This window comes from Vibrio sp. Y20_XG_PY13, assembly GCF_024181925.1.
Lineage (GTDB): Bacteria > Pseudomonadota > Gammaproteobacteria > Enterobacterales > Vibrionaceae > Vibrio > Vibrio parahaemolyticus.
In genome coordinates this window covers 189,676-213,649 of the sequence record NZ_JAMZAL010000007.1, presented here as the reverse complement: position 1 = coordinate 213,649, position 23,974 = coordinate 189,676, and the positions used below count along the sequence as shown (strand labels likewise).

Here is a 23,974-nt window from a genome sequence, read left to right as displayed (position 1 = left end):
TATGCAACACGAATCTCCAATTATTCGTCGTAAATCGACGCGTATTTATGTGGGTGATGTGCCAATTGGTGATGGTGCGCCAATTGCCGTACAGTCAATGACTAACACTCGCACGACTGATGTGGAAGCGACAGTCGCACAAATCCGAGCACTAGAAAAAGTCGGCGCAGACATCGTCCGTGTTTCAGTACCAACGATGGAAGCAGCAGAAGCGTTTAAGCTGATCAAACAGCAAGTATCTGTTCCTCTGGTTGCTGATATTCACTTTGACTACCGTATCGCACTGAAAGTCGCGGAATACGGCGTCGATTGTTTGCGTATCAACCCAGGTAACATTGGTAACGAAGAGCGTATTCGCTCGGTTGTTGATTGTGCGCGTGATAAGAATATCCCGATCCGTATTGGCGTTAATGGCGGCTCTTTGGAAAAAGATCTGCAGATGAAATACGGTGAACCAACGCCTGAAGCCCTAGTTGAATCAGCGATGCGTCATGTGGATCATCTCGATCGTCTTAACTTTGATCAGTTCAAAGTCAGCGTTAAAGCATCGGATGTATTCCTCGCGGTTGATTCTTACCGCTTGTTGGCGAAGAAAATCGACCAGCCGCTTCACTTAGGTATTACTGAAGCTGGTGGTGCGCGCGCAGGTGCTGTGAAGTCAGCAGTTGGCTTGGGCATGCTTTTATCGGAAGGTATTGGTGATACGTTACGTATCTCTTTAGCTGCTGATCCAGTCGAAGAAATCAAAGTCGGTTTCGACATTCTGAAATCTTTGCGTATTCGCTCTCGTGGCATCAACTTTATTGCTTGCCCAAGTTGTTCACGCCAAGAATTCGATGTTATTGGTACCGTAAATGCGCTTGAGCAGCGTTTAGAAGACATCATCACACCAATGGATGTGTCTATTATTGGCTGTGTGGTAAATGGTCCTGGTGAAGCTGAGGTTTCCCATTTGGGTCTTGCGGGTAGCAACAAGAAGAGTGCGTTCTATGAAGACGGAAAACGTCAAAAAGAGCGTTTCGATAACAATGACCTTGTGAATCAGCTAGAAGCAAAGATCCGTGCGAAAGCGTCTATGATGGATAGCGAAAATCGCATTGAAATAAAAGTACAAGATTAATCTCAACGAGTATTACGGTAAGTATTGTGGCAAAAACAATCCAAGCAATCCGAGGCATGAACGATTGTCTCCCAACTCAATCTCCACTGTGGCAGAAACTTGAAAACACAGTGAAAAATGTAATTAGCGCATACGGTTATAACGAAGTGCGCATGCCAATCGTTGAAGAAACAAACCTATTCAGCCGCGCTGTTGGTGAAGAGACAGACGTCGTTTCAAAAGAAATGTACACCTTTGATGATCGTAACGGAGACAGCCTAACACTTCGCCCTGAAGGTACTGCGGGTTGTGTACGATCATGTATTCAAAACAGCCTGATCAACCGTGACGAACAGCGTCTGTGGTACATGGGGCCTATGTTCCGCCATGAGCGTCCGCAGAAAGGTCGTTACCGTCAATTCCACCAATGTGGTGTGGAAGTGTTTGGTCTAAATGGCCCAGACGTTGACGCCGAGCTTATCATGATGACTGCACGTCTATGGCGTGAATTAGGCATCGACAAGCACGTGCGTCTTGAACTGAACTCAATCGGTTCTCAAGAAGATCGCGCAGACTACCGCACAGCACTGGTTGCCTTCCTTGAACAACATATCGATGTGCTAGACGAAGATTGTAAGCGCCGCATGCACACTAACCCACTGCGTGTTCTGGATACGAAGAACCCTGACATTCAGGCTATTTTAGGTGATGCACCGCGTCTTTCTGAGTACTTAGGTGAAGAATCTAAAGCACACTTCGCAGGTCTATGTGAACTTTTAGACGCAGCAGGTATCGAATACACAGTTAACGAACGTCTTGTTCGTGGTCTGGATTACTACAACCGCACAGTATTTGAGTGGATCACTGAAAGCCTAGGTGCTCAAGGCACTGTGTGTGGCGGTGGTCGCTACGACGGTCTTGTTGAGCAACTTGGTGGCAAACCAACACCAGCAGTTGGCTTTGCAATGGGTCTAGAGCGTCTAGTTCTTATGTTGGAAACTTTAGAGCTTACAGACGTACGTCGCAGTGTGGATGTTTACGTGGTAACTGCAGGTGAAGGCACCATGATGGCAGGTATGAAGCTAGCAGAGCAGCTTCGTGAAGCTATTTCAGGCGTTCGCGTGATGAATCACTTCGGTGGCGGTAACTTCAAGAAACAGTTTAAACGCGCAGATAAAGTAGGTGCTGTTGTAGCATTGGTTCTGGGCGAAAACGAAGTTGCCGACAATACCGTTGTACTAAAAGATTTAGTTGGTGGTGAGCAAGAGACTTACAGCCAAGCTGAAGTTGCTGAGAAGATCGCAGCACTGATTTAAGTCTTTTAATAAGCTAAAGATTAAATCCTAGTTCGTAACAATAAGGCTCCCAAAATCGGAGCCTTTCGACGAAATAGGAGCAATGGCAGCTTTGCTGCCATTTACATGTTTTAAGAGGACAGGAAGTGGAACTTTACGATACTGAAGAACAACAAGTTGAAGCTATTAAAGACTGGTGGAAGGAAAACGGTAAAGCCGTCATCATCGGTGCTGTTGTTGGCTTAGGAGGTCTATTTGGCTGGCGTTACTACCAGGATACTGTGATTCAGGCGAGTGAAACAGCTTCGCAAAGCTACACAACCGCAATGAATACGCTGCAAGAAAAAGGCGTAGATGCGCAATCAGATGTGCAAGCTTTTATCGAATCGAACGAAGTTAAAGAATATTCAGTATTGGCTGCTCTGCAACTAGCAAAAGCACAAGTCGAAGCGAAAGATTTTGCTGCTGCTCTTGAGCAACTTAAATGGGCTCAAAGCAATACGAAAGATGCTGCATTATCTCCACTAATTAGCTACCGCATCGCTCGTATCGAGACAGAAATGGGTAACTTTGATGCTGCAAACACTGAGCTAGGCAAAGTGACAGATACAGCATGGGCTGGTCGCATTGCTGAATTGCGTGGTGATATTGCACTTCGTCAAGGTGACAAAGATGCAGCTTACGCGGCTTACACAGAAGCGCAGCAAGCAGCAGATGCAAGCCCAACACTGCAAATGAAATTGGACGACTTGGCGAAATAATAAGGACCGCATTGGATGAAAAGAGTCTTTAAGAAAGCCTTGTTAGGGGCATTAACGGTGGGCATCCTGGCTGGTTGTGCTGGCGAGGAAGATACCATCGTTATGGCACCACTACCGCAGGTAGATAGTCAGTTTACGACCAAGAGTGAATGGAGCACATCGATTGGTGATGGTGTTGGTCATTACTTCTCAAAGCTTTCTCCAGTCTACGCAAACGACATGTTGTTTGTCGCGAGCCGTGATGGTTTGGTGAAAGCGCTTGATCCAGAAAATGGTAAGCAATTATGGCAAACCGATCTGGAAGAAGACGTGATTGCTCGTCTGTCTGGCGGTATTACTGCGGCGTACGAACATCTTTACATCGGTTCTGAAAATGGTGAAGTGATTGCACTAAGCCAAGAAACTGGTGAAATTATTTGGCGCATTAAAGTCGGTGGTGAAGTTCTGGCGAAACCCGTTGCGGATTCAGGCTTGATCATCGTAAATACCAGCCGTGGTATGTTGATTGCTTTGGATGAAAGCTCTGGTGAGCAGCGCTGGGCACTAAGTACTGAAGTTCCAAACCTGACACTACGCGGAGACAGCACTCCAACTGCGATTGGTGGTGGTGTTTTCTGGGGTACAGCAAATGGTCGACTAGCCGCAGCGATTGTGGAGCGTGGTCAGCTTATTTGGCAACAACCAGTAGGCACACCGAAAGGCGCTACGGAAATTGACCGTCTGGTTGACGTTGACTCTTCTCCTATTGTACTGGGCGGAACTCTTTTCACCATTGGATACAATGGTCAGTTGATCGCTATTGATTTGCGTTCGGCTAACCCAATCTGGAAGCGTAATTATTCGTCACCGAACGATATCGCAACGGATGGCAGTCGTATCTTTGTGATCACCGAAAAAGATCACGTGGTCGCGGTTGATGCTCGAAGCGGTACTGAACTGTGGGAAAATAGCCTATTAGAACACCGTCAGTTAACTGCGCCAGTTATCGTCGGTAACTATTTAGTTTTAGGTGATACCCTAGGTTACCTGCACTGGTTAGATCGTTCGACGGGTGAGTTCGTAGCTCAACAATTCGTTGATGACAGTGGTTTTGCGGTTGGCCCGACTCTATTGTCTGATGGTTATGTCATTACAACTCGCAACGGCGATGTAAAGAAACTAACCATTAACGAATAATATCGTGATATAATTCACATTCGGCTCCTGGCTGGTGACAGTTAGGAGCCGTTTTGTTGTTTGAAATTTTTAACCCTGACGTGGTTATAGGTAAAAAGCTGGCTTGATTTGGCATCGGGCAAGTCGTTACCTATAACTACAGAAGAAAGATTATTGTAGAGGTTGTTATGGTACCTGTTGTTGCTCTAGTAGGGCGTCCGAACGTAGGTAAATCTACACTATTTAACCGATTGACACGCACACGTGACGCGTTGGTTGCGGACTTTCCAGGCCTAACGCGAGACCGTAAATACGGCCAAGCTCGTCTTGATGAAGAGCACGAATTCATTGTCATTGATACTGGCGGTATTGATGGCACAGAAGAAGGCGTGGAAACCAAAATGGCAGAGCAGTCGCTAGCAGCGATTGATGAAGCTGACGTCGTGCTATTCCTTGTTGACGGTCGTGCTGGTCTTACATCTGCTGATGAAGCGATTGCGGCGCATCTGCGTAAAATTGAAAAACCAGCGATGCTGGTGGTAAACAAAATTGATGGTATTGATGCTGACGCTGCGTGTGCTGATTTCTGGCAGCTTGGTGTTGATGACATGTACCAAATCGCGGCTGCACACGGTCGTGGTGTTACAGCATTGCTTGAGCGTGCGCTAGCTCCATTCTTTGATGATTTACTAACAAGTGAATCAGAAGAAGGTGAGATTGAAGATCTGACAGAATTTGAAGACGCTGAAATTGCACCAGACGAATACACCGAAGAAGAAGCGGAAGCGGAGTTCCAACGTCTACAAGAACAGCCAATCAAACTGGCAATCATTGGTCGTCCAAACGTTGGTAAGTCGACGTTAACCAACCGTATTCTTGGTGAAGAACGTGTTGTGGTATACGACATGCCAGGCACAACTCGTGACTCAATCTACATTCCTATGGAACGTGATGGCCGTGAGTATGTAATCATTGATACTGCGGGTGTACGTCGTCGTGGTCGTATTAACGAAACGGTTGAGAAATTCTCCGTTGTTAAAACGTTGAAAGCCGTCGAAGACGCAAACGTAGTGCTATTGGTTATCGACGCACGTGAAAACATCTCTGACCAAGACTTGAGCCTGCTAGGTTTTGCATTGAACGCCGGTCGTTCAATCGTATTAGCGGTAAACAAGTGGGATGGTCTAGATAACGAAGTAAAAGAGAACGTGAAGAAAGAGCTAGACCGCCGCCTAGGTTTCGTTGACTTTGCTCGCATTCACTTTATTTCTGCACTGCACGGTACTGGTGTTGGTCACTTGTTTGAGTCTATCCAAGAAGCGTACAAGTCGGCAACGACACGTGTTGGTACCTCTGTTTTGACTCGTATCATGAAGATGGCGACTGATGATCACCAACCGCCAATGGTTCGTGGCCGTCGTATCAAGCTAAAATACGCGCACGCAGGTGGTTACAACCCACCAATCGTCGTGATTCACGGTAACATGGTTCGTGAACTTCCGGATTCATACAAGCGTTACTTGATGAATTACTTCCGCAAGTCACTGGAAATTATGGGTACGCCAATTCGTATCAACTTCCAGAATAGCGAAAACCCGTTTGAGAATCGTGCGAACAAGCTAACCTTGTCTCAAGAGCGTAAGCGTAAACGTATGATGTCTGTGGTTAAAAACCGCAAAAAATAATTTAAGCATTTGAAGATACCCAAGTTTTTACTTGGGTATTTTTTTATCTGTTTTTTGCAACCTCTAAAAGTGATGTGAGATGTGTCCTTTTCTAAACCTTACTTTCATCATTATCACAATGTTCTTCTGCGCGGTTTTTCTCTAGTGGTATTAGTGATGACGTGCAGATTCCTGTATCTTCAAATGCTCAGCACACAACCTTAACTTCTTACATTCACAAAGATAAGCAAAGCATGACGATTACCGCGACACAAACCCGTTTCTGCCATCAAACTTGGCAGTTGGACGCTCAGATTCAACTCGTTCAAAACCACAATGAAGTGACCTACGTAGTCACCGACGTGACTCCGTTTCATCCCGTTAGCCATATCTGGCCTGATCATCCCGCGGATAAAGGCATCTTAGTATTTAATGATCAACAATTTGAATTGATTGATTGTCAAGTTGGTGCCATTGAAGTGGCAACCGGAGAGTTATTTGTTGGAGCGGCAATCCCTGTAAAGCGCGATACAGAAGGTTGGTTATTTGTTGTCGTACATGTATTAGCGCTTGTTGACATTCTATCTCAAGGTACACGAGTGACGCTGAAAGTGGATAAAGAGTACCAACAAGCATTGAGTCGTGGACACAGTGCAGGTCATCTCGCCTACTTAGCCCTAAATAAAGTCCTCGCTGCCAGTTACTGGCGTAAAGATGCTGATCGTAAAGACCCACATGGCAACTATGATTTTAATAGTTATGCCCAAGAAGCCAGCTTTGTAACACCAGACAAGTGCCTAGATACTTACCGTTTAGGTAAAACACTCCGTAAAAGAGGCCTAAACAGCGCAGAAATGCTGTCAGACTTAGAGAAAATAGAGAGTCAGGTGAATGCACAATTGAAGCTTTGGCTGGAAAGAGACGCGGCGATCATTATGGACTGCCATGGTGACAACTTGACCGATTCTCGTTATTGGAAATGTGACTTGGGAGAGGGAGAATTGGCCGTGATCCCTTGTGGAGGAACGCACGCAGAGCATTTGAGTGACTTTGGCTCGATACACGTCAAGTTGGTCGAAATGGATTCACAAACGATTGAAATGCACACCGATGTAATAGCTTGCTTTTCCAATTAGATCTTTTTATTAAATTCTGTTTTTTTCTTTTTTTAAATTTTATTTTGGTGTTTTATGCTTCTTTAAATTGGAATGCAGAATATGTAACTTATGCTTTCGGTGTGTGGTTATATAAATATTCTTTTAGGGGGTGATCGCTGATCAAATGGTAAATATCCGATGATCAGAATAAGATCTTTCTTAAAGTAAGCTTCTCGTGAAGTAAACCCATTACCTTGCATATGGTGATATACATCAAGGTTAGCGGTTAGAAAATGTGAATACTGGAGCGAGTGAAACAGTAAGGTGAGAGATATGCAACAGAACAAATGTCCAGATTGCGAAGTAGAACTAGAATGGACTGGTCAATATCATTGTGGCCAATGTGAATCCGATTTCAAAAAAGTAGGTTTTTGCCCGGACTGTGGTGCTGAGTTAGAAAAGCTTCAGGCTTGTGGGGCTGCGAATTATTTCTGCAATACCTGTAATGAACTCAAATCCAAATCTCGTGTGCGATTTGAGTTTCAGAAAATCAGCTGACTAAGCTCATTTTAAAGTCGGCTAACTAACGGTAGAGTGAATCTCACCATTAGCCAAACGGGTGACTAAAAGGTCGCCCGTTTTTACATCATCTGCGCTTGTAACGACCTTACCTTGATCCGTTTGCGTGATGGAGTAACCACGCTTGAGTGTCGCTAGGGGACTGACGGTATCTAACTTTTCTGCCGCAATCGCTAACTGATGACGCATCGTCAGTAGTTTTCGATCCATTGCGTCCATTAGCTTGTGCTCAACACGTTCAAGCCTCGACTTTTGTTGTGCTAAGTGTTTAATAGGAGAGTTTAATTGCAGACGATGGTGTTTACGCTCAACGGCTTGTTGGCGTGTATCGATGAAGCGTTGCATAGCTCTACGCAAACGCATATCCAGCTCATCGAGTTGCTGTGACTGACGCTGCAACTGATAACTTGGATGTTGGCGTTCTAAGCGATGCAGAAGTTGCGCAGATTGCTGTTTTTGCTGTGCTAAGTAGTAGCGCATCGCACTAGCTAGTTTATGCTGTTTCGCTACAAGCGATTGATCTTTATGGCTGTTGTCACGGCTAACCAGTTCAGCGGCAGCTGATGGAGTAGGAGCTCGCACATCGGCAACAAAATCGGCAATCGTTATGTCAACTTCATGGCCCACAGCACTAATGATCGGGATTTGACTTGCAGCAATAGTGCGAGCAAGGATCTCATTGTTAAAGCACCATAAGTCTTCTAGAGAGCCGCCGCCACGACCAACAATCAATACATCACATTCATTTCGGCTATTCGCACGACCGATTGCTTGGGCAATTTGAATGGCTGCGTCATCACCTTGAACCATAGTCGGATAAATCACCACGGGTAAGGAAGGATCACGGCGTTTTAAAACGTCCAATATGTCGTAAAGCGCCGCACCTGTTTTAGAAGTGATGACACCAACACGCTTTGGATGCTCTGGTAGTGGCAGTTTGTTGGTTTGAGCGAACAAACCTTCCGCTGCCAACTTCATCTTAAGCTCTTCAAACTCTTGTTGCAGACGACCATCGCCTTCAGGCTGCATGCTTTCGATGATCAATTGGTAGTCACCACGTGGCTCATAAAGAGACAGACGGGCTTTAACTAAAACTTGATTGCCGTTTGCAGGTTTGAAAGTAACGCGACGATTGTTACCACGGAACATGGCACATTTTACTTGAGCACGAGAATCTTTAAGGGTGAGGTACCAGTGACCGGAAACAGGAGCAGAGAAGTTGGATATCTCTCCGACAAGCCAAACGATCCCCATTTCGTTTTCAAGGAGTAAACGAACTTCTGCGTTGAGACGAGAAACAGTGAAGATGTTCTGATTGGTCTTGGAGAGCACAGCTAATCTCTTAGACGTGAGTATGGAAATTAGCGGCAATATAATACATATCAAGGGGGTAATTGCAAGAAAAAAATTAAAAAACTTGTAGTCAAGCGATTGCGTTGAACGTATAATCCCTCCGCAATATCTAATCCAAATGTAACTTGTTACCTAAAACCAGTTACCCTCATTATGCGAAACGATGAGATTGGATTGTTCTTTTTACTCCTCTAATTGTGAGATATTGCAAATGCTAAGAATTGCCAAAGAAGCGCTGACATTCGATGACGTACTACTTGTGCCAGCACACTCCACCGTTCTCCCAAACACAGCTGATCTTCGCACTCAGTTGACGAAAAACATCAGTCTGAACATCCCTATGATTTCTGCGTCGATGGACACCGTGACGGAAGCCCGTCTAGCTATCGCTCTTGCGCAGGAAGGTGGCATTGGCTTTATCCACAAGAACATGTCTATTGAGCAGCAAGCGGCAGAAGTTCGTAAAGTTAAGAAGTTCGAAGCTGGTGTGGTAACAGACCCTGTGACTGTGAATCCTGATGCAACCATCGCCGATGTAGTCGCTCTGACTGAAAAGCACGGTTTTGCAGGTTTCCCTGTAGTAACAGAGCACAACGAGCTAGTGGGTATCATCACTGGTCGTGACGTACGCTTTGTGACTGACCTATCTAAGAAAGTGTCTGCGGTAATGACGCCGAAAGAGCGTCTAGCTTCTGTAAAAGAAGGTGCAACTCGTGAAGAAGTTCAAGAGAAAATGCACGAAGCACGCGTTGAAAAAGTACTGGTAGTGAACGATGAGTTCAAACTAACCGGTATGATCACTGCTAAAGACTTCCACAAAGCAGAACGTAAACCAAACGCATGTAAAGATGAGCGCGGTCGTCTACGTGTTGGCGCAGCTGTTGGTGCTGGTGCGGGTAACGAAGAACGTGTTGCTGCACTTGTAGAAGCAGGCGTTGACGTACTACTTATCGACTCTTCTCACGGTCATTCAGAAGGCGTTCTACAACGTATTCGTGACACTCGTGCTGCGTACCCAGATCTAGACATCATCGGCGGTAACGTCGCAACAGGTGCTGGCGCGAAAGCACTGATCGAAGCTGGCGTGAGCGCAGTGAAAGTCGGTATTGGCCCAGGTTCTATCTGTACGACTCGCATCGTAACGGGTGTTGGTGTTCCTCAAATCACAGCAATCGCTGACGCGGCTGAAGTGGCTAACGAATACGGCATCCCAGTAATTGCTGACGGCGGTATCCGTTTCTCTGGTGATATCTGTAAAGCAATCGTAGCAGGCGCATCATGTGTGATGGTTGGTTCTATGTTCGCAGGTACAGAAGAAGCGCCGGGCGAAGTGATTCTTTACAACGGCCGTTCTTACAAAGCTTACCGTGGTATGGGTTCTCTAGGCGCGATGTCTCAAGGTTCTTCTGACCGTTACTTCCAGTCTGACAACGCAGCAGACAAGCTTGTACCAGAAGGCATTGAAGGTCGTATCGCATACAAAGGCCGCCTAAAAGAGATCGTACATCAACAAATGGGTGGTCTACGTTCAAGCATGGGTCTTACGGGTTCTGCAACTATCGAAGACATGCGTACTAAAGCTGAATTTGTACGTATTTCTGGTGCGGGTATGCAAGAATCTCACGTACACGACGTTCAGATCACTAAGGAAGCGCCAAACTACCGCCTAGGTAACTAATAGCCTAACGTAAACGTTTGCTTTTTCCTTGAAGCATTAAGAAGAGGCGAGTACACTCGCCTCGGTTTTAATCACTTAGCCTTAAAAGACTGCTCAAAATGACTAAAAATATCCATGACCAACGTATTCTGATCTTGGACTTCGGTTCTCAGTACACTCAATTAGTTGCGCGTCGCGTACGCGAAATCGGCGTTTACTGTGAGCTATGGAGCTGGGACGTAGAAGAAGCGGATATTCGCGAATTCAACCCAGATGGCATCATCCTTTCTGGTGGCCCAGAAAGCGTTACAGAAGAAAACTCTCCTCGCGCTCCTCAATATGTATTTGACTCAGGTGTTCCTGTACTTGGCGTATGTTACGGCATGCAAACCATGGCAGAACAGCTAGGTGGTAAAGTAGCTGGCTCAAACGAACGTGAATTTGGCTACGCACAAGTAAAAGTTTCTGGCGAATCTGCGATCTTCAAAGATCTTGAAGCGACTCAAGACGTTTGGATGAGCCACGGTGACAAAGTTGTAGAAATTCCAGCAGACTTCGTAAAAGTCGGTGAGACAGAGACTTGTCCTTACGCAGCTATGGCGAACGAAGAGAAGAAATACTACGGCGTTCAGTTCCACCCAGAAGTTACGCACACCAAACAAGGTCTACAAATGTTGGAGAACTTTGTTCTTGGCGTTTGTGGTTGTGAGCGTCTGTGGACATCGGAATCTATCATCGAAGACGCCGTTGCTCGCATTAAAGAGCAAGTGGGTGATGACGAAGTGATCCTGGGCCTTTCTGGCGGTGTGGATTCATCCGTTGTTGCTATGCTGGTGCACCGCGCGATTGGCGATAAATTAACGTGTGTATTCGTTGATAACGGCCTGCTACGTCTAAACGAAGGTCAGCAGGTAATGGATATGTTTGGCGACAAGTTCGGTCTGAACATCATCAAAGTTGACGCAGAAGACCGTTTCCTTGACGCGCTGAAAGGCAAGTCAGATCCGGAAGACAAGCGTAAGACCATTGGTCACGTGTTCGTAGACGTATTCGATGAAGAATCGAAGAAGCTGAAAAACGCGAAATGGTTGGCTCAGGGTACAATTTACCCGGACGTAATCGAGTCAGCTGCCTCCAAGACGGGTAAAGCGCACGTGATCAAATCGCACCATAACGTTGGCGGTCTGCCTGAAGATATGGAAATGGGTCTAGTTGAGCCACTACGTGAGTTGTTCAAAGATGAAGTTCGTAAGATTGGTCTAGAACTAGGTCTTCCGTACAACATGCTTTACCGCCACCCATTCCCAGGTCCTGGTCTAGGTGTTCGCGTTCTTGGCGAGATCAAGAAAGAATACTGTGACTTGCTACGTCGTGCTGACGCTATCTTTATTGAAGAGCTTCACGCAGCAGACCTATACGACAAAGTATCTCAAGCGTTCACGGTATTCCTACCAGTTCGTTCTGTAGGCGTAATGGGCGACGGTCGTAAATACGATTGGGTGGTATCACTGCGTGCAGTTGAAACTATCGACTTTATGACAGCGCATTGGGCACACCTACCATACGACTTCCTAGGTAAGGTATCTAACCGTATTATCAACGAAGTTGAAGGTATTTCACGAGTTGTTTACGACATTTCTGGTAAGCCACCAGCGACAATCGAGTGGGAATAATTTTCCTCTAGATTGTTGAGTTTACAAGAACCAGCCTTCGGGCTGGTTTTTTTGTACTTCCAATTTGTGAAGAGGTGGCTCAACTTTTTCTTGAGAAATATATACATGCGCTAAAATTAGATATATATTCATTTTTATTGTTTGAATATTAAAAATGGTATTGCTATGGAACAGGCTGACGTTACCTCTCTCATTCCCATCCTTATTACTCTTTTCCTCGCGCTGACTACGAGAAATGTCGTCGTTGGTTTGTTCGCCGGTGTGGTCAGTGGCGTCGCTATGCTTGAAGGCACCTTTGTTGAAAAAGGACCACTAGACTCGTTTAGTGCGTTGATGAAAAGCTATCTACTGCCGCAACTTACGGATAGCTACAACGCTGGTGTGATTTTGTTATTAGTGTTTATTGGTGGTTTCGTCGCTTTAATGGAAAAGTCCGGCGGCGGTGTCGCCTTTGCTAAAAAGGTTACCCAATGGGTGGCGAGTAAATGCCAAGCTCAACTATCAGCATGGTTCGGTGGTGTCGTTATTTTCTTCTCAGACCTTGGTACACCACTGATTGTTGGCCCTGTTTTTCGCCCTTTATTTGATAAGTTAAAAGTATCACGCCAAAAATTAGCTTTCATTATCGATTCTACTTCCTCTCCCGTCGCAATCTTGATTCCTTTTATCGGGTGGGGCGTTTACATCATGGGATTGATTCAAAAAGAGTTTACTGCCCTGAATGTCAGTATGAGTGACTGGGATGCTTTCATTGGCGCGATCCCGTATCAGTTTTATGCCTTTCTTGCGATCACGATTGTGCCGATTGTCTCTTTCTTCAAGTTAGATTTCGGACCGATGGCGAAGGCTGAGCAGTTAGCAGAACAGGGTTCCGACTTTGGGAAAGTGCAGGAGTCGATGAATGTGTTTACGCATAAAAATGCAAAATCCAGTTTTGTGTGGGCACCTTTGCTCGTTATGCTGGTGGTTCTATGTACCATCCTGGTGCCACACGGTTTTCCATTTCAAAAAGTGGCAGGCTCAACGTTTAGGGCTGCACTCTCTTCGGCGTACTTCTTCGCGGCCTTCACTCTAATTGCGCTGATGGCGTTTTATGGCGTCAGAAAGCTTTCCGATGGTATCCAAGTGTACCTCAAAGGCATGTCAAACATGATGTCTGTCGCGGTTATCTTGGTATTGGCTTGGGCGCTTAGCTCTGTTGGGAAAGAATTAGGTGCAGCTGCATATATTGCTGAACAAGCTCAAGCCGGTTTCCCGTATTGGCTATTGCCAGCCGTTGCTTTTTTGCTTGCCGGTATTATCTCGTTTGCTACGGGATCATCTTGGGGCACGTTCGCCATCATGATGCCATTAGTGATCCCAACGGCCGTTGCGATTGATGCTCCTTTGCTAGTTTGCATTGGTGCCGTGTTATCTGGCGGTTTATTTGGTGATCACTGTTCTCCAATCTCTGAGACCACGATTCTGTCGTCAACAGGAGCGGGGTGTGAACAGTATGAGCACTTCCGTACACAGTTGCCTTACGCGATGTTGAATGGCTTGATTGCACTTGGGTGCTTTCTTTTGGCAGGCGTTGCTGCCTCACCTGTGATTGTACTTGCGGCGATTGTCGCTCAGTTAGCTATTTACTATGTGCTATCAAAACAGAAGCCAACCGAGCAACTTGAGTCTGTTTCAGCAGAGTAATAGAGATAGAAATATCATCAAACGGAGGCGTAGTCAGCCTCCGCTTTTCTTTTGAGTCAAGGTAACATTTTTCTTGTGACAAAATGTGTGCAAGGACTTATTTATTCATTTTGTCTCGCAGAATGAACTCACTTCGCTCGGCGTTTTTTATATATGATCCACTATATGTCTAGTTATTCCTTGTCTATTGTATTGTTAAACCCGGAGACTAGACATGTTTGCACTCAAACATCTTCCTATTGCATTGAGTTGTGTCCTAGCGGCACAAGCGAATGCAAGTATGAATATCCAGCCTGATCCGCAAAATCCGAATGGTTATGTCATTGCTCGTGGTGACGTTCAAGCTATGGAGCAAAGCAAAACCTCTGACCCTATGTATGCCATTTGGTCACAAGCACTAGAAACGCGTCCTAACTCAGTCGTCGAAGCGATTGTTCCTGGAGCGGCAACCAACCCAGAAAACGTGAAGCGTGTAGAGCGCGTGTTCCCTGAAAGTGAGTGGGACTTCCTGACTCAAATGGCAGCACCAGAATACACTTACACGCGTTTCCTACGTGCGATTGGTAAATTCCCAGCATTCTGTGGTGAGTACACTGATGGCCGTGATTCGGATTCGATTTGTAAAAAATCGATCGTGACAGCCTTTGCTCACTTTGCACAGGAAACTGGTGGTCATATTTCGATTGATAACGTATCGGATAATCCTCTTGGATTGGAAGAGTGGCAGCAAGCTTTGGTTCACGTACGTGAAATGGGCTGGTCAGAAGGTCAAGAAGGTTACACGACAGGTTGTGGTCAGAATGACTGGCAAAACAAACGTTGGCCATGTGAACCGGGACAAGGTTACTTTGGACGTGGTGCTAAACAGCTTTCTTACCACTTTAACTATGGCGCGTTCTCTGAAGTGATGTTTGATGGCGATGCATCCGTATTACTGAAAAATCCAGGTTTGGTTGCGGATTCGTGGCTGAACTTGGCATCGGCCATCTGGTTCTTCCTAACCCCACAAGCACCTAAACCAGCAATGCTACATGTAATTGACCGTACTTGGGTTCCTTCACAACGTGAACTTGATGCAGGCATTGGTTACGGCTTCGGTACCACTATCAACGTGATCAATGGTGGTATTGAGTGTGGTGAGCAAAACAAGGATAAAGGTCAGCCTGTTAACCGTATCCGTTACTGGGAAGGTTTGGCGGCACACTACCAAATTCCAATTGAAGCTGACGAGAAGAACACTTGTTGGCAGCAAACGCCTTACGGCAGCCTAAACCTAAATGGCGCAACTGACGTGCTTTACACTAACTGGGATGGTAACTGGAAATACTACTCAGATCGCCCTGGAGGTCATTCGTTTGAATGTGAGCTGGTTGGTTTCCAAACGGCTTACTCTGCGCTAGTTGCGGGTGATTACGAGAAGTGTGTAACTAACTTCTACCAATCTCATGCGGGTTGGCCTGAAGTTCGTGTGGTTGACAAGTTAGACCCTGTAGATCCGGTCGATCCGCCTGTAGGTGGCGTGGCAGCTTGGGATTCAGGCAAAGTCTACAACACTGGTGATCAAGTTTCTTACCAAGGTGCTGTTTACGAAGCGAAATGGTGGTCACAAGGTAATGAGCCAACGAAAGGAGACCCTTGGAAGTTGGTTTCAGGCACTCCTACGGAGCCGCCAACAACGGAACCTGAACCGCCAGTCACAGAACCAGAGCCTCCGGTCACTGAGCCAGTGCCACCAGTAACAGGTAGCTTCATTCAGTGGGAGCCAGGCGTAACTCAAGTGGCTAACGGTGATAAAGTGACGTACCAAAACAAATGCTTTGTCGCAAAAAACGGCCCTGGAGTGTGGGAAAGCCCAACGCAGAGCAACTGGTTCTGGGATGAGATTTCCTGCCAATAAATAATTTAACTCTTTATAAAGGCTCTGCTTTTTAGCAGGGTCTTTTTTATTTGTGCTGTTGCTTATTTGTGGAATCTAAGTTTTCAATAACGGCTTTTCTCTTTTGATTGGGTGTCCATTAAAATTCGCGCGCATTTTTTATCAACATTTTTGAAAAAGGTATTTGTACATGTCGACAAAACTGGCTAACCCAGCACCGCTAGGTCTGATGGGTTTCGGTATGACCACTATTCTGCTGAACATTCATAACGCAGGATTTTTCCCACTTGACTCTATGATTCTAGCGATGGGCATCTTTTACGGTGGCCTTAGCCAAGTAATCGTTGGCATCATGTGCTTTAAACGCGGCGACACGTTCGGCACAACTGCGTTTACTTCTTACGGTCTATTTTGGCTAACATTGGTTGGTCTAATCGTAATGCCTCACATGGGTCTTCCTGCAAGCCCAGCAAGCTTTATGGGTTGGTACCTAGCACTTTGGGGTATCTTCACTGGTTTCATGTTCATTGGCTCTCTATGTTACCCAACAGCGAAGCAGGTGGTATTTGGTTCTCTAACTATCCTGTTCTTCTTGCTTGCTGCTCGTGATTTCACTGGTAGCGAAGTTATCGGTGCTATCGCTGGCTTCGAAGGTATCTTCTGTGGCGCAAGCGCTATTTACTTCGCAATGGCGCAAGTACTAAACAACGAATTTGGTCGTGAAGTTCTACCTGTAGGTAAAGCAAAAATCGCTCGTAAAGTTGAAGCAGTCGCAGCTTAAGCGTTAAATCGAACTCATTGAAAAAGCGGGCCAATAGGTCCGCTTTTTTATTTCATTGAATTTTATGAATCTTTTGGGCTTTCAAGTAGGAATATTCCGAATAAGACATTGTTGTGACCAAGAGCGAATTTTTTCTTCGAGAATGCTCCATTATTAAACTCCCCTATATAAAGAGTTTACAACTGATGAAAAATTACCTCTTGAATGTTTTTACGCTCGCTGTCGCGGTGATTTCATTTCCGCTTTTGGCGCAAAATAGTGACCCATTGCCTTCGTGGAACGACGGTCAAACCAAACAAGCAATTATCCAATTTGTCAGTGATGTTACTGACGCTAACTCTCCCAATTTTGTTGCTCCTCAAGATCGTATTGCCACTTTTGATAACGACGGAACGTTGTGGTCAGAAAAGCCGATGTACTTCCAAATCTTGTTTATGCTCGACCAAATTAAAGAGCAAGCGGCTAGCCACCCTGATTGGAAGACGACTAAACCATACTCACTAGTGTTAAGCGGGCAGATAGATAAGCTGAGCTTAGAAGATGTTCTAACTATGGTGCAAAAAACGCATTCAGGAATGAGCAGCGATGAGTTCACTTCTATTGTACAGGCTTGGATAAGTACGGCTAAGCACCCCGTAACGGGCCGCCCATACACCGACATGGTGTATCAACCAATGTTAGAACTGTTGGATTATCTTGATAGCAATGGCTTTAAAAACTTCATTGTGTCTGGTGGTGGCAATGCCTTTATGCGAGCTTGGGCGACGGATGTCTACAACATCCCATCCGAGCGTATCATTGGTACTCGTCTATCTACAGAGTTCGTTAATGTTGATGGTAGTTACCAAGTTAAGCGCGTACCGGGCATTGAAGTGAATAACGACAAAGCGGAAAAACCGCAGCAAATTTATCAGCGCATTGGTAAGCGCCCAATAGCTTCGTTTGGCAACTCAGATGGTGACCTACAAATGCTGCAATGGACGACGTCAGGTACTGGTCCTCGTTTAGCAATGTACGTTCATCACACGGATGACCAACGTGAGTGGAAATATGACCGCACCTCTAGCATTGGTAAGCTAGATAAAGGATTGGATGAAGCGAAAGCGAAAGGTTGGTTAATCGCTGATATGAAAAACGATTGGAAGCAAGTGTATCCGACCAAGTAAGATTTCAAATCTGACTGATATAAAAAGGGGTTAACCACTGGTTAACCCCTTTGTTGTGTCCGAAGAACGGACCACTGCTTTTTCTTATTTTTAAGGAAAGAAACTTAGGTCGAAGGCTGTTCTACCGTGTCTGTTGCGGTAGTTTCAGTCGTTGGTGCTTGACCCGTTTTACGTTTGTATTTCTCTTCCCAGTAATCTGCCCCTTTGATACCTAGCGCAACTGGGTTGAACGTAAACTCTGTGACACCTTGCTTCTGTTGTTCTTCGTAGTCGGTTAGCGCTTTCAGAGCAGGCTTCGACATAAAGAAGATGATCAAGATACCCACGATGTTCAGCCAAGCCATCAAACCTACGCCAACATCACCCATCGCCCATGCTAGGTTTGCGGTTTTTACTGTACCGTAAAACACGGCTGAGATAAGTACCAGTTTTAAGATAAACATCAGACCGTTCACTTTAAAGGTACGGCGAATGTAGGCAATGTTTGTTTCTGCAATGTAGTAGTAAGCCAAGATAGTGGTGAATGCGAAGAAGAACAGTGCAACAGCGATGAACGGTTTACCAACTCCAGGTAGAGCACTTTCAATCGCCATTTGCGTGAATACTGGACCATTGGCCCCAATATCGGCTGGTAGGTTTTGCACAAGGAATGCACCTTCAACCGCACCGTGTACGTTGTACGCCCCTGTGATAAGAATCATAAACGCAGTTGCCGAACATACTAGTAGTGTATCGATGTAGATTGAGAATGATTGAACCAGACCTTGCTGTGCAGGATGATCAACGCTTGCTGCCGCTGCTGCGTGAGGGCCGGTACCTTGGCCTGCTTCATTTGAGTAAACACCACGTTTAACACCCCAACCAATGGCAGCACCAACACCAGCCATAGGAGTGAACGCGTCTCCTAGGATCATGCCGATAATGCGTGGGATTTCACCGATGTTTAGAAGAATGATAACGAAAGCGGTGATGATGTACGCCAATGCCATGAATGGCACAACGATCTGAGTGAAGTTCGCAATACGCTTTACGCCACCAAAGATGATGAAGGCAAGAATGACACAGACAACCGTACCAGTGAAAATTTTAGCAAAACTGAAGGTACCAATAGCGGTTTCGATCATGTCACCAGAGCCAAATGCTGCTTCTACCGCGTTACCAATACTGTTGGATTGAACGCCAGGAAGTAGCACACCACACGCAAAGATGGTCGAGATAGCAAAGATCCATGCGTACCATTTTTGCCCCATTGCCTTTTCGATGTAGTAAGCAGGGCCGCCACGGAATTCACCTTCATCTTCTTCTTTGTAGATTTGAGCGAGAGTGGATTCTGCATATGCTGTTGCTGCGCCAAAGAAGGCAACAACCCACATCCAGAATACGGCGCCAGGGCCACCAAAGCCGATAGCCGCAGCAACACCGGCAATGTTACCTGTACCTACACGGCCAGATAGCGAAACGGCAAGCGCCTGAAATGATGAGATCCCCTTGGTTGAACTTTTGCCCGAAAGTAGCAAGCGCCACATCTCAAAGAAATGACGAATCTGCACAAAGCGTGTCATGATCGAATAGAACAAACCCGCCCCAAGACACAGGTAGATCAGTACTGGGCTCCAGATAATTCCATTCAGAAAATCAACTAATGACTGCATGAGTATTTTCCCTGTTAGTTGTGTTTGTGGTTATTTTTCAAACAATACATTACCCTTTTTGTAATACAATTGTTAACTTTTTTGTCTATAAATCGTTTATAGCGTGATGGTGGGCACAGAATGGCTTGATGTTGTTAAAATTTGGTTCTAGTTGATTATTGTGCGCAATTAGATGGGGAATTAATTGGTTTGATTAAATATGCAGCACGTTGTCATTTTAATGTGCTGCATATTCGATGAGTTAAAAATGCTAACTACTATGCAGTATGTGGAATAAAGGTCTGTTTGATTTTTGTGCGATTATTTACGCGTAACGAAGTAAGTTGAGCTCTGAGTTCTCCATGATTTTGGCTTTTTCACCTGTCATGATATTGGCTAATAAGTGCCCTGAACCACATGCCATTGTCCACCCTAACGTCCCATGCCCGGTATTAGTAAAGAGGTTGTCGTATGGCGTTGCACCTATGATTGGTGTGCCATCTGGCGTCATTGGGCGAAATCCTGTCCAGAATTCTGCTTGGCTGAAATCACCGCCGCGAGGGAACAAATCGCGAACCACCATCTCAATCGTGTTTTTGCGCTTTTGTGGCAAGGATGGGTCGAAACCTGCAAGTTCAGCGGTGCCAGCCACTCGTATGCGGTCATCAAATCGAGTCATAGCGACTTTGTAAGTCTCATCCATGACAGTAGAGCGCGGTGCGTATTCTTCATTTTCTATCGGTAGCGTCAGTGAATATCCTTTAACCGGATACACTGGAATATCAATATCGAGCTGCTTTAAAAGCGCAGTGGAAAAGCTACCAGAAGCAACGACAAATTGGTCTGCCTTAAACAAACCATGGTTCGTTTGGACACCTATGATCTTTTTGCCTACAGTAACCCAATTACTCACTTCGGTATTGAATTTAAACGTGACACCATGCGCTTTCGCAAGTTCTGTCAGCTGTTGGCAAAACTGAAAGCAGTCACCTGTTTCATCATCAGGCAAATACAACCCGCCTACGATTTTATCTTTAACCAGCGCTAAACCGGGTTCTTGTCGAAGGCACTGTTCAACGTCCATCAACTCAAATCGAGTACCACTTTGCTCAAGCAGCTTGAGGTCTTTTTCGATTGCGGTTAACTGTTGAGTTGTGCGGAACACTTGCAAGGTACCAAACTGGCGTCCTTGGTATTCAATCGCGTGCTCATTACGTAATTGTTCTAAGCAAGCTCGGCTGTGGTTGGCGATAGACAGCATGCGAGCTTTGTTGATTTGATAGCGAGGCAAGGTGCAGTTCGCAACCATCTTGCTTGCCCAACTGATCATGTCTGTGCTGAGCGACGGCTTTATTTTTAGTGGAGCGTGTTCTTCCATCAGCCATTTGATCGCCTTGAGCGGGATACCCGGAGCCGCCCATGGGGATGAGTAGCCATAAGAAATTTGCCCTGCATTGGCAAAGCTTGTTTCCATCGCGCTGCTTGGTTGGCGATCGATGACCGTGACTTGATAGCCTGCTTGAGATAAATACCAAGCAGAGGTTAAACCGATAACACCGCTGCCTAATACGATGACTTCCATTGAGGTACTCCACACATTTATCAGTAGCGGCTAGTTTCTTTTCTTTACCTTTTATTAACAATCGATATAAATTACATACAGCGTTTAGAAAAACTATAGGCTTAGTGATGAGAAGTAACGTGATAAGTGGTTTATGGTTGTTTAACCAAGTGGCGGCACATGCCAGTTTTACGGGGGCTGCTAAGCAACTACACCTTACGACAGGAGCTGTAAGCCAACAAATAATCCACTTAGAAGAGTCGTTAGGTTTTACTCTTTTTGAACGCCACTCTCGAGGGATCCGCCTCACCGAAAAGGGAATACAACTGCAACAAGCCACGCAGTTGCATTTCTCTGAGTTAGGCAAGTTGCTTGATGATCTGAGAGTAGAAAAGCATATCAATGAGGTTCGCTTGAAGCTCACTCCCTCATTCGCCTTTAAGTGGCTAGTGCCTAAACTCGAAAGCTTTCAACTAGAGAACCCAGAAATTCAAGTGCAGATCTTTGCGGAAGGAGCGCTAGTCAACAGCGATTTGAAAGACTATGACGTCGCCATTGACTACGGTCTTCACCCTTATCGAGACCATGATGCCGAGTTGATTCTCGATGAAAAATTGCTGCCAGTGATGAGCCCTAAATACCTTGAGGATCATCGGTGGCTAAAAACTCCTTTTGGTGATCAAACATCGTCGATGTCTGCGAATCAATGGCAAGCGGCTACGTTGTTGCACGACGCGATGCCGTGGGAAAAAGCGACACGTGACTATGAGTGGTTGTATTGGGCTTCGGCAATGGGATTGGATTTTAAAACCGATGTCGGTCACTTTTTCAATCGAACAGACATGGCGATGTCTGCGGCGGAAGCTGGAGTCGGGATCGCGATGGCGCGCATGGCGTTGATTGAGGATGAATTGACGACGAAACGTTTGGTTTCTCCATTCGCCCCAATTCCTGCCAATGCTGGGTATTACTTGATCATGAATACAAGAAGCCAGTCAACTGAGCGGTTTAGAGAGTGGCTTTTGAAGCAGATTGAGTCACGACGATGATTTAAGTGTTTAAGAAATAATAAAAATAAATTTCTTAATTACATATTATCTTGAGCCACTTCCCACAAATTATCTTCACTTTATTAACTTCTCTCTCTTACTCATCTTTTTCCATATCATCCTAGAAAATAACTAATGGATAGAGAAAGGCTATGGCTAAAAAAAACTCGCTTATATTGGTCCTAGCTCTATTTTCGGTAGGAGCAAGTGCAATGTTTTGGCCGTTTAAAAAATACGATGTGGAAATGTCACCAGAAGTACGTGGTGTTATTAAGCTTGATGGTAAACCACAAGTTGGGCTAACGGTTCATCGAGAACTTTTTTATGAAGGATATAAAAAAGGAAAAACGCTAAAGGATGAAGCCCAAACCAATGAACTAGGTGAGTTTTTCTTTCCTGGCGTTACTGTTCGGTCACGAGCTCCCGGAGACATATTTGGCGGGAGTTTGAAGGTGTATCAATATGTCTGCGTTGATTGCGAGTCTGAAAAGAAAGAAGTCTGGGGGGCGTGGGTGCCAACAGAAGGCGCAGACTCATTGAGATGGATGCTGATGAATATTGACTGTGAGTTATCGAACAACAAGCAAATCCACGAAGTTGATATTTCACCAGAAAGCACAAGGCGAACTCCTGTTCATTCTGTATGTGATTGGAATAGCGAGAGAATAAATACATACGAATATGACGAAACTACTGATACCCACGTATTGAAAAAATAAAGAGTAAGGAAAAACAACTAATGAGCACTATTTCTCCATTTATGGCGAGTGAACTATGTAATATTGCATACGAAGTGAAGCACAATCTTGAACGTGTGAAACTGCCAGCTGTTGTTGATAATCACTTTGGTTTTTCGAAAGTAGCGGTAGGTACAAGTGGTGGTTTTTTCTTTCGTCCTGAAACAGGGTTTGCTCTGCTAGGAAAGGGAAAAAGTGAGCGTTATAAAAATGACCTTGTCTTAGCTTTTAGAGGTACAGCAGGATTAGCTGATGGGATTACCGACTTAACGTGTAGCGGGAAAGGAACAGATACCGGAGAGACCGTCCATTCGGGATTCCAAACTACGTTCTATTCTATGAGAAAAGGTTTAACTCGTTTTCTTCGTGATAATCCGGTAACCGCTAACGGTACTATACATTGTGTTGGACACAGTTTAGGTGGTGCATTAGCGACTCTGGTTGCTAATTGGATTTCTGCTTCTCCAGAGTTTAAAGGCAGAGTTAACTTATATACTTTTGGCTCACCAAGAGTCGGAATGAAATCTTTTTCGATCAACTCATCATCTCGAATATCGACTCACTTCCGTTGTGTCAATGGTGCGGACCCCGTAACAAAAGCGCCAGTATGGCCTTTTTATCATGTGCCTTATGATGGTTCGGAGTACATATTGAATCGTGCTCAAGGTCTTTTTCCTAGCGCACATTTTATGGCGGAGTACAGTTCTTATACACAGACTGCAACCTGGGATAGCCTTGGCTTTCAAAAGGCAAGCTCCACTTTTAAACGCGTAGTTTTAAACTATGAGAATCGACTTCAAGCCACACCTTCTGCTGATTGGGCAGATAAGATCTCGGCAGCGCTCCTTACGTTGTTAGTTGATGGTGGGGCTGCGGCGTCAGTCTTTGCCCTGCAAAATGTAGGTTCTGCTATTGCTACTATATATGACGCGATTGCTCGTTCAATCGTCAAAATTTCAGAACTCTCTAGCGAATTTTCTGAACGCGTAAAAGGTTTACTTGGCCACATGTTGGTATTTGCGGGGAAAGGTGCAAATATCGCGATCAAATTTACTTATTCCTTTATTCGTTGGGTGTTTGAATTGGTGCTAAGTAAGTTGAATCAGGCTGTTAAAGCCGCCCTCAAAACGACCTTCTGATTTTGATTAATCCTC

Annotated in this window: 19 protein-coding genes; 16 read left to right on the top strand and 3 right to left on the bottom strand. The window is 45.3% G+C overall.

Features of this window, described 5'->3' with window-relative positions; translation table 11 throughout:
- Position 1: 1 nt before the first annotated feature.
- From ispG to NL646_RS17345, 7 genes are all read left to right on the top strand, one after another.
- On the top strand, positions 2 to 1,120 hold the full coding sequence (gene ispG, locus NL646_RS17375; RefSeq protein ID WP_005460234.1) for a flavodoxin-dependent (E)-4-hydroxy-3-methylbut-2-enyl-diphosphate synthase: 1,119 nt from the start codon (positions 2 to 4) through the stop codon (positions 1,118 to 1,120).
- A 26-nt stretch (positions 1,121 to 1,146) separates the two neighbouring features.
- On the top strand, positions 1,147 to 2,415 hold the full coding sequence (gene hisS / locus NL646_RS17370) for a histidine--tRNA ligase (protein WP_020904180.1): 1,269 nt from the start codon (positions 1,147 to 1,149) through the stop codon (positions 2,413 to 2,415).
- 125 nt (positions 2,416 to 2,540) lie between these two features.
- Positions 2,541 to 3,155, top strand: coding sequence for a YfgM family protein (locus NL646_RS17365; protein WP_005460236.1), 615 nt, complete (start codon positions 2,541 to 2,543; stop codon positions 3,153 to 3,155).
- A gap of 15 nt (positions 3,156 to 3,170) precedes the next feature.
- Complete coding sequence (gene bamB, locus NL646_RS17360) at positions 3,171 to 4,331, top strand: outer membrane protein assembly factor BamB (RefSeq protein WP_253664485.1); 1,161 nt, start codon at positions 3,171 to 3,173, stop codon at positions 4,329 to 4,331.
- A gap of 167 nt (positions 4,332 to 4,498) precedes the next feature.
- A complete protein-coding gene (gene der / locus NL646_RS17355; protein ID WP_005496319.1) occupies positions 4,499 to 5,995 on the top strand; it encodes a ribosome biogenesis GTPase Der in 1,497 nt (498 codons plus the stop codon).
- Positions 5,996 to 6,228: 233 nt separating this feature from the next.
- Positions 6,229 to 7,110 carry an alanyl-tRNA editing protein gene (locus tag NL646_RS17350; RefSeq protein ID WP_253664492.1) on the top strand — a complete coding sequence of 294 codons (882 nt, stop codon included), beginning with the start codon at positions 6,229 to 6,231 and terminating at the stop codon, positions 7,108 to 7,110.
- Positions 7,111 to 7,404: 294 nt separating this feature from the next.
- A complete protein-coding gene (locus tag NL646_RS17345) occupies positions 7,405 to 7,629 on the top strand; it encodes a zinc ribbon domain-containing protein (protein WP_005460239.1) in 225 nt (74 codons plus the stop codon).
- Between the two features lie 21 nt (positions 7,630 to 7,650).
- Here NL646_RS17345 and xseA read toward each other — a convergent pair whose 3' ends face one another.
- The gene (gene xseA / locus NL646_RS17340) at positions 7,651 to 8,982 is read right to left on the bottom strand and encodes an exodeoxyribonuclease VII large subunit (RefSeq protein WP_025635590.1); all 1,332 of its coding nucleotides are present in this window, start codon (positions 8,980 to 8,982) and stop codon (positions 7,651 to 7,653) included.
- A 232-nt stretch (positions 8,983 to 9,214) separates the two neighbouring features.
- Here xseA and guaB point away from each other — a divergent pair, with 232 nt between their 5' ends.
- The 6 genes from guaB (at position 9,215) to NL646_RS17310 (ending at position 17,842) form a co-directional block, all read left to right on the top strand.
- Positions 9,215 to 10,681 (top strand): IMP dehydrogenase, encoded by a 1,467-nt coding sequence (guaB, locus tag NL646_RS17335; protein WP_005460229.1) that lies wholly within the window; start codon positions 9,215 to 9,217, stop codon positions 10,679 to 10,681.
- 98 nt (positions 10,682 to 10,779) lie between these two features.
- Entirely contained in the window at positions 10,780 to 12,333 is a 1,554-nt protein-coding gene (gene guaA, locus NL646_RS17330) for a glutamine-hydrolyzing GMP synthase (protein ID WP_253664484.1), read from the top strand.
- Positions 12,334 to 12,498: 165 nt separating this feature from the next.
- Positions 12,499 to 14,019 (top strand): Na+/H+ antiporter NhaC family protein, encoded by a 1,521-nt coding sequence (locus NL646_RS17325; protein WP_031430360.1) that lies wholly within the window; start codon positions 12,499 to 12,501, stop codon positions 14,017 to 14,019.
- A gap of 214 nt (positions 14,020 to 14,233) precedes the next feature.
- Positions 14,234 to 15,916, top strand: a complete 1,683-nt coding sequence (locus NL646_RS17320) for a chitinase (RefSeq protein ID WP_253664483.1) — start codon at positions 14,234 to 14,236, stop codon at positions 15,914 to 15,916.
- A 169-nt stretch (positions 15,917 to 16,085) separates the two neighbouring features.
- Complete coding sequence (locus NL646_RS17315; protein WP_005460258.1) at positions 16,086 to 16,676, top strand: GPR1/FUN34/YaaH family transporter; 591 nt, start codon at positions 16,086 to 16,088, stop codon at positions 16,674 to 16,676.
- Between the two features lie 185 nt (positions 16,677 to 16,861).
- Positions 16,862 to 17,842 carry an HAD family phosphatase gene (locus tag NL646_RS17310; RefSeq protein ID WP_253664482.1) on the top strand — a complete coding sequence of 327 codons (981 nt, stop codon included), beginning with the start codon at positions 16,862 to 16,864 and terminating at the stop codon, positions 17,840 to 17,842.
- Between the two features lie 104 nt (positions 17,843 to 17,946).
- Here NL646_RS17310 and NL646_RS17305 read toward each other — a convergent pair whose 3' ends face one another.
- The gene (locus tag NL646_RS17305) at positions 17,947 to 19,494 is read right to left on the bottom strand and encodes a sodium:alanine symporter family protein (RefSeq protein ID WP_005464242.1); all 1,548 of its coding nucleotides are present in this window, start codon (positions 19,492 to 19,494) and stop codon (positions 17,947 to 17,949) included.
- A 304-nt stretch (positions 19,495 to 19,798) separates the two neighbouring features.
- Positions 19,799 to 21,055, bottom strand: a complete 1,257-nt coding sequence (locus NL646_RS17300; RefSeq protein ID WP_005483093.1) for a D-amino acid dehydrogenase — start codon at positions 21,053 to 21,055, stop codon at positions 19,799 to 19,801.
- A gap of 107 nt (positions 21,056 to 21,162) precedes the next feature.
- Here NL646_RS17300 and NL646_RS17295 point away from each other — a divergent pair, with 107 nt between their 5' ends.
- The 3 genes from NL646_RS17295 (at position 21,163) to NL646_RS17285 (ending at position 23,959) form a co-directional block, all read left to right on the top strand.
- Positions 21,163 to 22,083 (top strand): LysR substrate-binding domain-containing protein, encoded by a 921-nt coding sequence (locus NL646_RS17295; protein WP_042779618.1) that lies wholly within the window; start codon positions 21,163 to 21,165, stop codon positions 22,081 to 22,083.
- Positions 22,084 to 22,235: 152 nt separating this feature from the next.
- Entirely contained in the window at positions 22,236 to 22,802 is a 567-nt protein-coding gene (locus NL646_RS17290) for a DUF6795 domain-containing protein (protein WP_017448840.1), read from the top strand.
- 20 nt (positions 22,803 to 22,822) lie between these two features.
- The gene (locus NL646_RS17285) at positions 22,823 to 23,959 is read left to right on the top strand and encodes a lipase family protein (RefSeq protein ID WP_005464246.1); all 1,137 of its coding nucleotides are present in this window, start codon (positions 22,823 to 22,825) and stop codon (positions 23,957 to 23,959) included.
- Positions 23,960 to 23,974 lie beyond the last annotated feature (15 nt).